Below are 12,103 nucleotides of genomic sequence, written 5' to 3' on the forward strand. Positions count from 1 at the left end.
GGTGGGATGTAGGGTGGATGGCCGAAGCCATCCACCACGCCGTCAATGGCGGAAGTGGCGCATACCGGTGAAGACCATGGCAATACCGGCTTCGTCGGCGGCGGCTATTACTTCTGCATCGCGCATCGAGCCGCCTGGCTGAATTACCGCGGTGATGCCATTGGCAGCGGCGTTGTCCAGGCCGTCACGGAACGGGAAGAAGGCGTCGGAGGCCATGACCGAACCGGCGACCTGCAGGCCCGCGTGCTCAGCCTTGATTGCAGCAATACGTGCCGAGTTGACGCGGCTCATCTGGCCGGCGCCGACACCGATGGTCTGGCGGCCTTTCGCATACACGATGGCGTTGGATTTGACGAACTTAGCCACTTTCCAGGCGAAGATTAGGTCGTGCACTTCCTGCTCGCTCGGTGCGCGCTTCGTGACGATCTTCAGGTCTTCTGCCTTGATCATGCCAATGTCGCGGCTCTGTACCAGCAGGCCGCCGTTGACGCGCTTGAAATCCCAGCCAGTGCTGCGTTCGGCCGGCCACTCACCGCATTCCAGCAGGCGTACGTTGGCTTTGGCGGCGACGACATCACGGGCGGCCTGGGAAATTTTCGGGGCGATGATCACTTCGACGAACTGACGCTCGACGATGGCCTGGGCGGTGGCACCATCCAGCTCACGGTTGAAGGCGATGATGCCGCCAAATGCCGACTCGGTGTCGGTTGCGTAGGCAAGTTCATAGGCCTGGCGAATGCCGCCTTCGCTGTCCAGGGCCACGGCTACGCCGCACGGGTTGGCATGCTTGACGATCACGCAGGCGGGTTTGACGAAGCTCTTCACGCATTCCAGCGCGGCGTCGGTGTCGGCGACGTTGTTGAACGACAGTTCCTTGCCCTGCAGCTGGATGGCAGTGGCGACGCTGGCCTCACCTTTTTGCGCTTCCACGTAGAACGCCGCGCTCTGGTGCGGGTTCTCGCCGTAGCGCATTTCCTGGGCCTTGATGAACTGGCTGTTGAAGGTGCGTGGGAAGGCGCCGCGCTCTTCGGTGCTCAGGCTATCGCGGCTCTGGTCGATGGTGCCCAAATAATTGGCGATCATGCCGTCATAGGCTGCGGTGTGCTCGAAGGCTTTCAGCGCCAGGTCGAAGCGCTGGGCGTAGCTCAGGCCGCCGGCTTTCAGCGACTCGATGATGCCGGTGTAGTCGCCGGCATTGACCACGATGGCCACGTCTTTGTGGTTCTTCGCCGCGGAGCGGACCATGGTCGGGCCGCCGATGTCGATGTTCTCGATGGCGTCGGCCAGGTCACAACCCGGCTTGGCCACGGTGGCGGCGAAGGGGTAGAGGTTGACCGCGACCAGGTCGATCGGCTTGATACCGTGCTCGTCCATCACTGCGCCGTCGATGGCGCGACGGCCAAGGATGCCGCCGTGGATCTTCGGGTGCAGGGTCTTGACGCGACCGTCCATCATTTCCGGGAAACCGGTGTAGTCGGCCACTTCCACGGCGGCGATGCCGTTGTCCTTGAGCAGCTTGTAAGTGCCGCCGGTGGAGAGAATTTCCACATTCAGGGCGACGAGCTCGCGGGCAAACTCAAGGATGCCAGTCTTGTCGGAAACACTGATCAAGGCACGGCGAACGGGGAGGCGGGTGGTCTGGTCGGTCATTTCAGAGTCCATCAGAGCGGGGATATCAGCAAAAAAGGCGGCTCATGCGGGCCGCCCTTTTCGGGAGTTCGGGGTTACAGCAGGTCGTATTGCTTGAGCTTCTTGCGCAGGGTGCCGCGATTCAGGCCGAGCAGCTCGGAGGCCTTGGTCTGGTTGCCCTTGACGTAGTTCATTACGGTTTCCAGCAGTGGCGCTTCCACTTCGGTCAGCACCAGGTTGTACACGTCACTGACGTCTGCGCCCTCAAGATGGGCGAAATAATTGTGCAGAGCCTTCTCAACGCTGCCGCGCAGGGTTTGACCCTCTTCGCTTGGCGTATTGAGATGCTGCTTCAAACTGCTGTTGTCACTCACGGGAGCCATTCCACTCTCTAAGGTCTCAGTCAACATCGTCATGCGGCCACCCCTTCTCCATTGTTATGACGTTCGCTGAAGAACTCGCGAACGTTGGTGCACTGCGCGTCCGTACTGTCCAGACGATTGAATTGGGCGCGGAACTCCCTGGCGCCCGGCAAGGTTGCGAGATACCAACTGACATGCTTGCGGGCAATACGTACGCCCATTACATCGCCGTAGAAGGCGTGCAGTGCAGCCAGATGTTCAAGCAGAATGCGTTCCACTTCGAGCAGGCTAGGTGCCGGGAGCTGTTCACCGGTACGCAGGTAGTGCTCGATCTCACGGAATATCCACGGCCGGCCCTGAGCCGCGCGACCGATCAGCAGGCCATCTGCACCAGTGGCGGCGAGCACCATCTTGGCCTTCTGCGGCGAATCAATATCGCCATTGGCCAGCACCGGAATCGACACCGCCTGCTTGATCGCGGCGATGGTGTCGTACTCGGCCTCGCCCATATACAGGTCGGCGCGGGTGCGACCATGCACGGCCAGCGCAACAATACCGGCGTCTTCGGCGATTTTCGCCACGGCAATGCCGTTCTTGTTCTCACGGTCCCAGCCGGTGCGGATTTTCAGGGTCACCGGTACATCCACGGCGGCGACCACTGCCTGAAGAATCTCGCGAACCAGCGTCTCGTCTTTCAACAGGGCAGAGCCTGCGGCCTTGTTGCAGACCTTCTTGGCCGGGCAACCCATATTGATGTCGATAATCTGCGCGCCCATTTCCACGTTGCGTCGCGCAGCTTCCGCGAGCATCTCGGGATCACCACCGGCGATCTGCACCGAGCGAGGCTCGGGATCACCTGTGTGGATCATGCGCAGACTCGACTTGCGGGTGTTCCATAGACGCACATCGCTGGTGACCATTTCCGACACCACCAGACCCGCACCCATACGCTTGCACAGCTGTCGAAACGGCTGGTCAGTGACGCCCGCCATAGGGGCGAGAATCAGCGAATTTGGCAATGTGTAGGGGCCGATGCGTAGCGCCGACATAGGGCTTCTCTGCTCAAGAGACCAGCTGTTGAACAAATAGGAGAGTGCGAAAAAGGGTGGGCATGATACCCGCTCTGGATGACCGGAGAAAGGCTGTTTTGAACAAATTCTGAACAGCTCTGGGCTTATCGCGAAGGGTTTGGTTACGGCGGATTTTCAAGTAATCCGCAGCGTGCAGGCTATTCCGGCGAGTGGAAGCTCAGGCTGTAGTTCACCGCTTGGGTGCCTGGGTCGAGGATGTCCAGGGAGATGTGAATCGGCGTTTGCGGCGGCATTTCCGCGTTGCCGGCCAGCTCGCCGGCGAGGTATTCGCTGGGTTTGAAGCGGCGGCTGGCGAGCAGTTGGCCGTTGATATCGGCAAAGCGCATTTCCAGCAGCGGGAACGGCTGGGAGAACGCCGCACGGTTGTAGAGGATGGCATCGACCACCAATGCACCGCTGAATTCCGGGTGGCTGCGTACCACCAGATTGCTGCTCTTGACCTGGGTGATGTCGACCTTGGATGGCAGCTGGCAGCCGACTGCCGGACACAGTTGCTCGAACCAGGGGCGGTACTGATCCTGGCGCGCCAGTTCATTGAAGTGATACATCACGTACTGCCCAGCCAGGGCTGCTGCACCCAGGAAATTCAGGATGCCCCAGCCGATCCAGCGGCCCCAGGGCTTTTTCGGTTGTTGCCAATCCAGTTGCAGTGGCTCGTCATCCAGTTCGAACAGGTGCTCGTCGCGCAGTTCGGGCTCGCTGCGCGCGGCCTTTTTCGGCGCCGTTACGGCGGGCTCTTCATCGGCTGGGCTGTCTACCAGCGCGCCAAAGGGCTCGCGCTCGGCATGCAGCTCAATGTGCTCGATTTCCGGCTCAGGGTGGCGGCGGTCAAGGGCATTGAGGTCGAGCGCAGGCTCTTCATCGGGCTCGTTGACTGGCTCGGGTGCTACGGGTGCTGGTGGAAGCTGCGGAGTAGGCCGTACAGGTGGCCTCAGCGGTTGAGGTTTGGCACTCAGGCTGGCCGCCGGCTTGGTCAGTTCGTCCTGCAGCAGGGCTTCGGCCCAGCGTTCGTCGTGCGGGTCGTGCTCAATCGGTTCGGGTGCCAGAAAATTTTCGGCGTACTTAGGCGCGCTATCAATCGCCAGGAACTGCTTGGACAGCTGCTGTTCCTGGGCTTCGAGCTTGGCCAGCTCTTCATCCAGGTCGAGGCTGTCGAGGTCCAAGTCGTCATGAATCCACAGCGTGTCGCCGGCTTTGCTGCTGGCAGACGCCGCCGGTATTGCAGGCATGGCGCTGGGCATTGCCGGGTGTGGCGCGGGCTGTGCGGGTGGTTTGCTCGGCTGTGGGGGCTGCGTTGGAGCAGCGGCTGGCACCTCGGGTTGCGGCAGTTGCTGGCCCTGCTCGCGCAGTTGTTTCGCGGCATTGAACACATGCAGGCAGGCTCCGCAGCGCACGGCACCATGGGCGGCACCCAGCTGCGTGAGGTTCACGCGAAAGCTGGTGCGGCAATGGGGGCACTGGGTGACGAAGCTCTGGGTCATGCGGCGATCCGGCTAAACGAGGCGGCTAGTCTAACGTAAGTGCTTGGCAATGCAGCAGCTGTGCGCACTGGGGCGGTTAGCGGCGTACGCCGCTAATGCGCACCCAGCCATCTTTGTCAGCGGTCGGGTCGAGAGTAAAGGCCTCGTTATAGGCGGCGCGCACCTCTTCGGCCTGTTCGGCAAGGATGCCCGACAGCGCGAGGCGCCCGCCCGGCTTGACCAGGCTGGTGATCTGCGGCGCCAATGCCACCAGAGGACCGGCGAGGATATTGGCCACCACCACGTCGGCCGGCTGTTGCGGCATGTCGTCTGGCAAGAAAAGCGGGAAGCGCGCCGGGTCGATACCGTTGCGCCCGGCGTTATCGCGCGAGGCCTCGATGGCCTGGATATCAATATCGGTACCGACTGCCTGCGGCGCGCCGAGCAGCAGGGCGGCAATTGCCAGGATGCCCGAGCCGCAACCAAAGTCGATCACGCTGCAATCCTGCAGATTCTGGCCGTCCAGCCATTCCAGGCACAGTGCGGTGGTTGGGTGAGTGCCGGTGCCGAAGGCCAGGCCCGGATCGAGCAGCAGGTTGACAGCGTCTGGCTCCGGCGCGGCGTGCCAGCTGGGCACAATCCACAGGCGCTGACCGAAACGCATCGGCTGGAAGCCGTCCATCCAGCTGCGCTCCCAGTCCTGATCGGCGATCACTTCTTCGTGGTGCTCCGGCAACTCGGCGCCGGTCAGCAGTTGCAGGTGGGCAAATACCGTGTTGGCGTCGGTATCGGCCTCAAATAGGGCGAGCAGGTGGGTGTGCGACCACAGCGGCGTGGTGCCCAGGTCCGGCTCGAAAATTGGCTGGTCTTCGGCGTCCATAAAGGTCACCGATACCGCACCGACTTCCAGCAGCGCATCTTCGTAGGTTTCCGCTTGCTCCGGGGTGATGGCGAGACGGACTTGTAACCAGGGCATGGGAAACCTCGTGAGCGTTGTGGCGGGATGGCGCAAATTGGCGCGCAGCTTACTTGAAGCCTGGGGTTGCCTGCCACCGCCGGCAGGCCGGAAACGACAAGGGCCGCCTAATGGCAGCCCTTGTTTGTGCGCTTAGCCGAAGCTTAGTGCTTATCCATACCCAGTTTTTTCTCCAGGTAATGGATATTCACGCCGCCTTTGCAGAAGCCTTTGTCGCGCACCAGATCGCGGTGCAGCGGCACGTTGGTCTTGATGCCGTCGACGACGATCTCGTCTAGGGCGTTACGCATACGGGCCATGGCCTCGTCGCGGGTGGCGCCGTAGGTAATGATCTTGCCGATCAGTGAGTCGTAGTGCGGCGGTACGGTGTAGCCGCTATACAGGTGCGAGTCGACCCGTACACCGTTACCACCCGGGGCGTGGAAGTGCTTGACCTTGCCAGGGCAAGGCATGAAGTTGTCCGGGTCTTCAGCGTTGATTCGGCATTCCAGCGAGTGGCCACGAATCACCACGTCACTCTGCTTGAACGACAGCTTGTTGCCAGCGGCGATGCTGAGCATCTCCTTGACAATGTCGATGCCGGTGACCATTTCCGAAACCGGATGCTCAACCTGTACGCGGGTGTTCATCTCGATAAAGTAGAAATGACCATCTTCGTAGAGGAACTCGAAGGTGCCAGCGCCGCGATAACCGATCTCGATGCAGGCATCGACGCAGCGTTGCAGCACTTCGGTGCGGGCTTTTTCATCGATACCTGGTGCCGGCGCTTCTTCCAGTACCTTCTGGTGGCGGCGTTGCAGCGAGCAGTCGCGGTCACCCAGGTGGATGGCGTTGCCCTGGCCGTCGGAGATCACCTGGACTTCCACGTGACGTGGATTGCCGAGGAACTTCTCCAGATAGACCATCGGGTTGCCGAACACCGAACCGGCTTCGCTGCGGGTCAGCTTGGCCGATTTGATCAGGTCTTCTTCTTTGTAGACCACGCGCATGCCACGACCACCGCCGCCGCCAGCGGCTTTGATGATCACCGGGTAACCGACTTCGCGAGCAATCTGCAGAGCTGTTTCTTCGTCTTCCGGCAGCGGGCCGTCGGAGCCGGGCACTACGGGAACGCCTGCGCGTTTCATGGCGTCTTTGGCCGAGACTTTGTCGCCCATCAGGCGAATGGTCTCGGCTTTCGGGCCGATAAAGGCGAAGCCGGAGTTTTCCACCTGTTCGGCGAAATCGGCGTTTTCCGCAAGGAAGCCGTAGCCAGGGTGGATAGCCGTGGCGCCGGTGACTTCAGCCGCGCTGATGATCGCCGGAATATTCAGGTAGGACAGCGCGCCAGAGGCGGGGCCAATGCAGACGGATTCGTCGGCCAGGCCCAGGTGCATCAACTCGCGGTCAGCGGTGGAATGCACCGCGACGGTTTTGATGCCCAACTCTTTACAGGCGCGCAAGACGCGCAGGGCGATCTCGCCGCGGTTGGCGATCAGAACTTTTTCCAACATCGCTGGCTCTCCGTGGATCAAACGATGGTGAACAGAGGCTGGTCGTATTCCACCGGCTGACCGTTCTCACCCAGAATGGATTCGATCACGCCGCTGGTTTCGGCCTCGATGTGGTTCATCATCTTCATCGCTTCAACGATGCAGAGAATGTCGCCTTTCTTCACGCTCTGGCCGACTTCAACGAAGTTGCCCGACGTCGGGCCGGAAGCGCGGTAGAAGGTGCCGACCATCGGCGAGCGCACCACGGTGCCATTCAGCTTGGCGGCTGCAGGCGCAGCGGCTTCAGCAGCAACTGGTGCGGCAGCAACCGGAGCAGCTGCAGGCGCAGGCGCCTGGGCGTACATCGGCTGTTGCATAAAGGCTGGCTGCTTGCTGTGACGGCTGATCCGCACGGATTCTTCGCCTTCGCGAATCTCCAGCTCGTCGATACCGGATTCTTCCAGCAGCTCGATCAGTTTTTTGACTTTACGAATATCCATAGTGGTTCAACTCCCGGTGAGGTCAGGGGCGCTTAAGTTCAAGTTGTTCGAGTGCAGCCTCCAGGGCCAGTCGATAACCGCTGGCGCCAAGGCCGCAGATCACTCCCACCGCAACATCTGAAAAGTAGGAGTGATGGCGGAAAGCTTCGCGTTTGTGCACGTTGGACAAATGCACTTCGATGAATGGGATGCTCACTGCCAGCAATGCGTCACGTAATGCGACGCTGGTGTGAGTAAAAGCGGCAGGATTGATCAAGATAAAGTCGACACCTTCGCCTTTTGCGGCGTGAATACGGTCAATTAGCTCGTACTCGGCATTGCTCTGCAGGTACAGCAGATGGTGGCCTTCCTCGCGCGCGCGGCGCTCCAGGTCGAGGTTAATCTGCTCCAGGGTGACGGCGCCGTAGACCCCAGGCTCGCGGGTGCCGAGCAGGTTGAGGTTGGGGCCGTGCAGTACCAATAAGGTCGCCATGATCCTTAATCCTTGTTTTTCTACTGCGCAGGACTATGCCGCGACAGCGCGGGGCTGTCCAGTTCTCAGCAATAGTCGACACGATGACCGCAGATTGCGGCAAATATATGACTCGGGGCGTTAAAACCGTTCCCGTGCTGTGCTCAGGCGCGCAGCAAAGGTCGTTGCATCCACCTCACCTACGACACGCAAATCCAACCATTCGTCACCCTTGGCGTCGAACAGCAGAATCGCTGGAGGGCCGAACAGCTGGTAGCGGTCGAGCAGGGCGCGTTGCGCGGGGTTGCTCTCGGTGATGTCGAAACGCACCAGCTGATAGTCGCCCAGTTGGCGGCCGACCTCCGGGGCGTTGAGCACTTCGCGTTCGATCACCTTGCAACTGATGCACCAGTCGGCGTACCAGTCGAGCAGCAGCGGCTTGCCGTTGTTTTTTGCGGCGAGCAACGCTGCATCGAGTTCGGCGGGAGTGCTGATGGTTTGCCATTGGCCGGTTTGCACCTGGGTGGCTTCAGCGCTGCTGACCATCCGTCCAAGTGGACGCAGCGGGTCATCTTGGCCTTGCAGTGCGCCGACCCAGGCCACCAGGGCGTAGACCAGCAGTGGCAGACCGAGCAGTTGCGCGAGTTTCTGATGATGGGTTTTCGGCGTCAGTTCCAGCGCGCCGAGCCACAGTGCAATACCGGCGGCCAGCAAACCCCACAACGCCAAACTGACGGGGCCGGGCACCACGCGTTCAAGCAGCCAGATGGCCACGGCCATCAGCAATGCGCCGAACAGGTTGCGCACCGTGAGCATCCAAGGGCCGGACTTCGGCAGCAATGCGCCGCCACCGACGGCAAACAGCACCAGTGGTGCGCCCATCCCCAGGCCCAGGGCCAGCAGCTTGAGGCCGCCGCCGAGGGCATCACCACTGGCGCTGATATACAGCAGCGCGCCTGCCAACGGCGCAGAGACGCAAGGAGACACCAGTACGCTAGACAGCACACCCAGTGCTGCAGCGCTGAAAATTGTGCCGCCGTGCAGGCGCTGGCTCAGGGTCTGCAGCCGGCCGTCGATTGCTGCTGGCAGGCGCAGTTCGAGGAAGCCAAGGCTGGCGGCGCCGAACAGGGCGAAGAAGATCGCAAATGGCACTAGCACCCAGGGCGACTGTAAGCGTGCCTGCAGATTGAGTTCCGCGCCGAAAAGACCCATCAGCGCGCCGAGTATGGCAAAGCTCAGGGCCATCGGCAGCACGTAGGCCAGCGACAGCACCAGGCTGCGCATGCCGCCGGGTTGGCCGCGCAACACCACTCCAGTGAGGATTGGCAGCATTGGCAGCACGCAGGGGGTAAAGGTCAGCGCCAGGCCGCCGAGGAAGAACAGCGCCAGATCGGTCCAGCTCCACGGCGTTGCCGCAGCAGGCGCAGCGCTGCTGGCTACAGCGCCGCCGCCAATCGCCAGTACTTCGGTTTCCGGCGGGTAGCACAGGCCTTTATCGGCGCAGCCCTGGTAGTTGACGCTGAGGTTGAAGGGGCGATTGTCCGGGTTGTCGACCGGCACTTCGACATCCAGCACCTCGTAGTACACCTCGACATCGCCAAAGTACTCGTCATGTTTAGCCTGGCCGGCCGGTAACACGGCCTGGTCCAGGCTGATATCGGCTGGCTCGCTGCTGAAACTGAACCGGTGCCGATACAGGTAATAACCTTCGGCGGCGACAAAGCGAAGTTTCACCGACTCGCTGGAGCTGCTGATCAGGCTCAGCTTGAACGCCTCGCGTACCGGCAGAAAGTCCGCGCTGTTGTTCAGTGGCGCGCCGAATTGCGCGGGGGCGGGCGGCTTGTCGAACAGGCCGGCGCTGGCCGGCAGTACGACCAGAAGCAGAAGCAGGCAGAGTAGACGGTGCATGGCAGGCTCGTGATGCGGGAATCGCCGCATCATAGCGGAGGCCGGCAGTTCAGGGCACGACCCAGGCTGTAAGTGGTCTTGTCAGGCGGCCGGATGGTGCGCGACAGATTGCCGCGCCAGCAGCCGTTAACCGTCTGTTAAACCCTGAACGCCTGCACGGCGGTATGCAACTGACCGCCGAGCTGCTGCAGCTGTTCGCCCTGCTGACGGCCTTCGCCGATGCGCTGCAGATTGTCGCCGCCAAGTTGATGAATACGCTCGCTGTGGCCGCGAATCTCGCTGACTGCATCGCTCTGCTGGGCAGTGGCATCGGCGATACGCTCGGCCATGCTAGCAATGGTGCGGATCGCCGCAACGATTTCATCCAGCGCGCCATCGGCGGCTTCGGCTTGGCTGGCGGTCGCTTCGGCGTGCTCGACCTGGGTACGCATGGCCTGCACCGATTGCAGCGCGGCCTGTTGTAGGCGGCCGATTAGCTCCTGAATTTGCGCCGTTGCGCCGCTGGTGCGTTGCGACAGCGAGCGCACTTCATCGGCGACCACGGCAAAGCCACGGCCCAGTTCACCGGCCCGCGCCGCTTCGATGGCGGCATTCAGGGCCAGTAGATTGGTCTGCTCGGCGATGCCGCGAATGACGGTCAGTACATTGCCGATGGTCGCAGTTTCCTCGGCCAGGCGTTCGATGGCCTGGGCGTTGCCCTGCACCTCATCAACCAGCGAATGCAGGCCGGTAAGGCTGTGGCCGATCACTTGCTGGCCCTGTTCCAGGGCGCGGTTGGCGTCGCGGCTAGCGTCGGCGGCCTGGCTGGCATCACCAGCAACCTGCTGGATGGTGGCCTGCAGTTCGCCGAGGGCATCGCGGATCTGCGCGGTGTCGCCGGCCTGGCGTCCGGCGCCGCTGTGCAGGCCGCCGCTTAGGTCGGCCAGGGTTCGGCTGGAGCCGACTACCTGTTCGGCGTGCCGACGAATGGTGCCGACCAGATCGACCAGATAGGCGCGCAGGCGGTTTAGCGACTCTTCGATATCGCGCAGCTCTCGGGTGCTTGAGCCGAGATGGATATCATTGGCAAAGTCGCCAGAGGCCCATGCCGATAGGGCTGGAACCAGGCGTTCAAGCACGCGGGTGAGGCGGCGCTGGATGGTGTCTATGATCAGCGCGATCAGCAGAATCAGGCCGATCATCAGGCCAAGGATCAGCTGCACTTCGCCCTGGATGCGCCCGTGTTCGGCGCGCACTAAGGGTTCCAGCGCAGCCAGTGCTTGCTGCACCTGATCAATCTGCGTACGGGTGCTATTGGCCAGAGCGCTGCGTTGTTCGATCAGGCTGCGGGTGCGTTGCAGCTCGGCCGGGTAGCGGCTGATCAGGTTGGCCAGGTCGCGTTTGAGGGCAATGCCACGGTCTTCAGCCTGACTGCTCTCGCTGCTGGCGTCCAAGCCCAGCATGTCGGCAAACGAATCGCTGGACGATTGGCTGGCGTCGACCACGCCGAGCAGCGGCAGGTCGCTAAGCGCTTGCGCCTCTTTGCTCAGGGCAGCTAGCTCGCGCTCGACTTCGCTGGCCAGCTCACTGCGGCCGCTGCGCACCAGCTTGTCGCGGGCATGGGCCAGGCGGGTGAGATGGCGTGCCGCGCTAAACAGCGGTTTGCGGTAATTGACGGCGATGCTGGTTTCGCCGCTGTCAGCGTACTGCGCAAGTTGCTCAAGCGTTGCGTCCATTTCCCGTTCGGCTTGTAGCAGCAGGCCTTGCGGGTCGGCGGAGAGTTTGCCAGCTGCCAGTAGCTCGTTGGTGCTGAATGCTGTGAGCTCCGTCAGGCTAGGGCGCAAATCATCGGCAAGCTGTGCAGGCAATTCAGTGATGGCCTGTTCGAGGCTGGCCAGCGATTGCAGGGCAGCGCTATGGCGCAGGGCGTCTCCGCTTTCTAGGTAGACGCTGATGTTCTGCGCGGCTTCGCCCTGAAATTGCTGGGACAGGCTCAGGTAGCGCGCCATCAGTAAATAAGGGCGCTCCAGGGCGCGCTGCGACCACCAGAGCGTCACGGCCAAGGCCGCACAAACGGTGACCAGCAGCAGGGTGTTGAGGTTGGTAAGGGATTTCAGGCGCATAAGGCTCGACCGATAACGAACGGTTCCGGCCGCCGACGCATATGTCAGGCGGCTGCTAAGCCTCAGAATTTATTGCTTTTTCGTGACCGTAATATGACGGTGCCGACTGCGTCACAGTTTTCTGCCGGGTAGTCAGTGGTGCGGAGCAGGGT

General features: G+C 61.9%; 10 protein-coding genes. All 10 read right to left on the reverse strand.

Annotated features, from left to right (window positions below):
- Positions 1 to 42 precede the first annotated feature (42 nt).
- The 10 genes from purH to ACIGEK_RS06665 all read right to left on the reverse strand — a co-directional run bounded on the left by purH (position 43) and on the right by ACIGEK_RS06665 (position 11,951).
- Complete coding sequence (gene purH, locus ACIGEK_RS06620) at positions 43 to 1,650, reverse strand: bifunctional phosphoribosylaminoimidazolecarboxamide formyltransferase/IMP cyclohydrolase (protein WP_397492527.1); 1,608 nt, start codon at positions 1,648 to 1,650, stop codon at positions 43 to 45.
- Positions 1,651 to 1,724: 74 nt separating this feature from the next.
- Positions 1,725 to 2,045 carry a DNA-binding transcriptional regulator Fis gene (gene fis / locus ACIGEK_RS06625; protein WP_160013071.1) on the reverse strand — a complete coding sequence of 107 codons (321 nt, stop codon included), beginning with the start codon at positions 2,043 to 2,045 and terminating at the stop codon, positions 1,725 to 1,727.
- Positions 2,042 to 3,040 carry a tRNA dihydrouridine synthase DusB gene (gene dusB / locus ACIGEK_RS06630; RefSeq protein ID WP_397492528.1) on the reverse strand — a complete coding sequence of 333 codons (999 nt, stop codon included), beginning with the start codon at positions 3,038 to 3,040 and terminating at the stop codon, positions 2,042 to 2,044. The genes fis and dusB overlap by 4 nt, the downstream gene beginning before the upstream one ends.
- Before the next feature lie 179 nt (positions 3,041 to 3,219).
- Complete coding sequence (locus ACIGEK_RS06635) at positions 3,220 to 4,563, reverse strand: DUF3426 domain-containing protein (RefSeq protein ID WP_397492529.1); 1,344 nt, start codon at positions 4,561 to 4,563, stop codon at positions 3,220 to 3,222.
- A 76-nt stretch (positions 4,564 to 4,639) separates the two neighbouring features.
- The gene (prmA, locus tag ACIGEK_RS06640) at positions 4,640 to 5,518 is read right to left on the reverse strand and encodes a 50S ribosomal protein L11 methyltransferase (RefSeq protein WP_397492530.1); all 879 of its coding nucleotides are present in this window, start codon (positions 5,516 to 5,518) and stop codon (positions 4,640 to 4,642) included.
- A 143-nt stretch (positions 5,519 to 5,661) separates the two neighbouring features.
- Positions 5,662 to 7,011, reverse strand: coding sequence for an acetyl-CoA carboxylase biotin carboxylase subunit (gene accC, locus ACIGEK_RS06645; protein WP_397492531.1), 1,350 nt, complete (start codon positions 7,009 to 7,011; stop codon positions 5,662 to 5,664).
- Positions 7,012 to 7,028: 17 nt separating this feature from the next.
- The gene (gene accB / locus ACIGEK_RS06650) at positions 7,029 to 7,490 is read right to left on the reverse strand and encodes an acetyl-CoA carboxylase biotin carboxyl carrier protein (protein ID WP_304869465.1); all 462 of its coding nucleotides are present in this window, start codon (positions 7,488 to 7,490) and stop codon (positions 7,029 to 7,031) included.
- Positions 7,491 to 7,512: 22 nt separating this feature from the next.
- The gene (gene aroQ / locus ACIGEK_RS06655; RefSeq protein ID WP_397492532.1) at positions 7,513 to 7,962 is read right to left on the reverse strand and encodes a type II 3-dehydroquinate dehydratase; all 450 of its coding nucleotides are present in this window, start codon (positions 7,960 to 7,962) and stop codon (positions 7,513 to 7,515) included.
- Positions 7,963 to 8,082: 120 nt separating this feature from the next.
- Positions 8,083 to 9,849 (reverse strand): protein-disulfide reductase DsbD, encoded by a 1,767-nt coding sequence (gene dsbD / locus ACIGEK_RS06660; protein ID WP_397492533.1) that lies wholly within the window; start codon positions 9,847 to 9,849, stop codon positions 8,083 to 8,085.
- 137 nt (positions 9,850 to 9,986) lie between these two features.
- Positions 9,987 to 11,951, reverse strand: a complete 1,965-nt coding sequence (locus tag ACIGEK_RS06665) for a methyl-accepting chemotaxis protein (protein WP_397492534.1) — start codon at positions 11,949 to 11,951, stop codon at positions 9,987 to 9,989.
- Between the last annotated feature and the right edge of the window lie 152 nt (positions 11,952 to 12,103).

The sequence above is a fragment of the Pseudomonas sp. NPDC079086 genome (assembly GCF_044542155.1).
In the GTDB taxonomy this organism is placed as follows: domain Bacteria; phylum Pseudomonadota; class Gammaproteobacteria; order Pseudomonadales; family Pseudomonadaceae; genus Aquipseudomonas.

What these genes read in the sequence shown, in the direction of transcription:
- purH (WP_397492527.1), bottom strand. Translation starts at nt 1,650, where the DNA reads ATGACCGACCAGACCACCCGCCTCCCCGTTCGCCGTGCCTTGATCAGT.
- fis (WP_160013071.1), bottom strand. Translation starts at nt 2,045, where the DNA reads ATGACGATGTTGACTGAGACCTTAGAGAGTGGAATGGCTCCCGTGAGT.
- dusB (WP_397492528.1), bottom strand. Translation starts at nt 3,040, where the DNA reads ATGTCGGCGCTACGCATCGGCCCCTACACATTGCCAAATTCGCTGATT.
- ACIGEK_RS06635 (WP_397492529.1), bottom strand. Translation starts at nt 4,563, where the DNA reads ATGACCCAGAGCTTCGTCACCCAGTGCCCCCATTGCCGCACCAGCTTT.
- prmA (WP_397492530.1), bottom strand. Translation starts at nt 5,518, where the DNA reads ATGCCCTGGTTACAAGTCCGTCTCGCCATCACCCCGGAGCAAGCGGAA.
- accC (WP_397492531.1), bottom strand. Translation starts at nt 7,011, where the DNA reads ATGTTGGAAAAAGTTCTGATCGCCAACCGCGGCGAGATCGCCCTGCGC.
- accB (WP_304869465.1), bottom strand. Translation starts at nt 7,490, where the DNA reads ATGGATATTCGTAAAGTCAAAAAACTGATCGAGCTGCTGGAAGAATCC.
- aroQ (WP_397492532.1), bottom strand. Translation starts at nt 7,962, where the DNA reads ATGGCGACCTTATTGGTACTGCACGGCCCCAACCTCAACCTGCTCGGC.
- dsbD (WP_397492533.1), bottom strand. Translation starts at nt 9,849, where the DNA reads ATGCACCGTCTACTCTGCCTGCTTCTGCTTCTGGTCGTACTGCCGGCC.
- ACIGEK_RS06665 (WP_397492534.1), bottom strand. Translation starts at nt 11,951, where the DNA reads ATGCGCCTGAAATCCCTTACCAACCTCAACACCCTGCTGCTGGTCACC.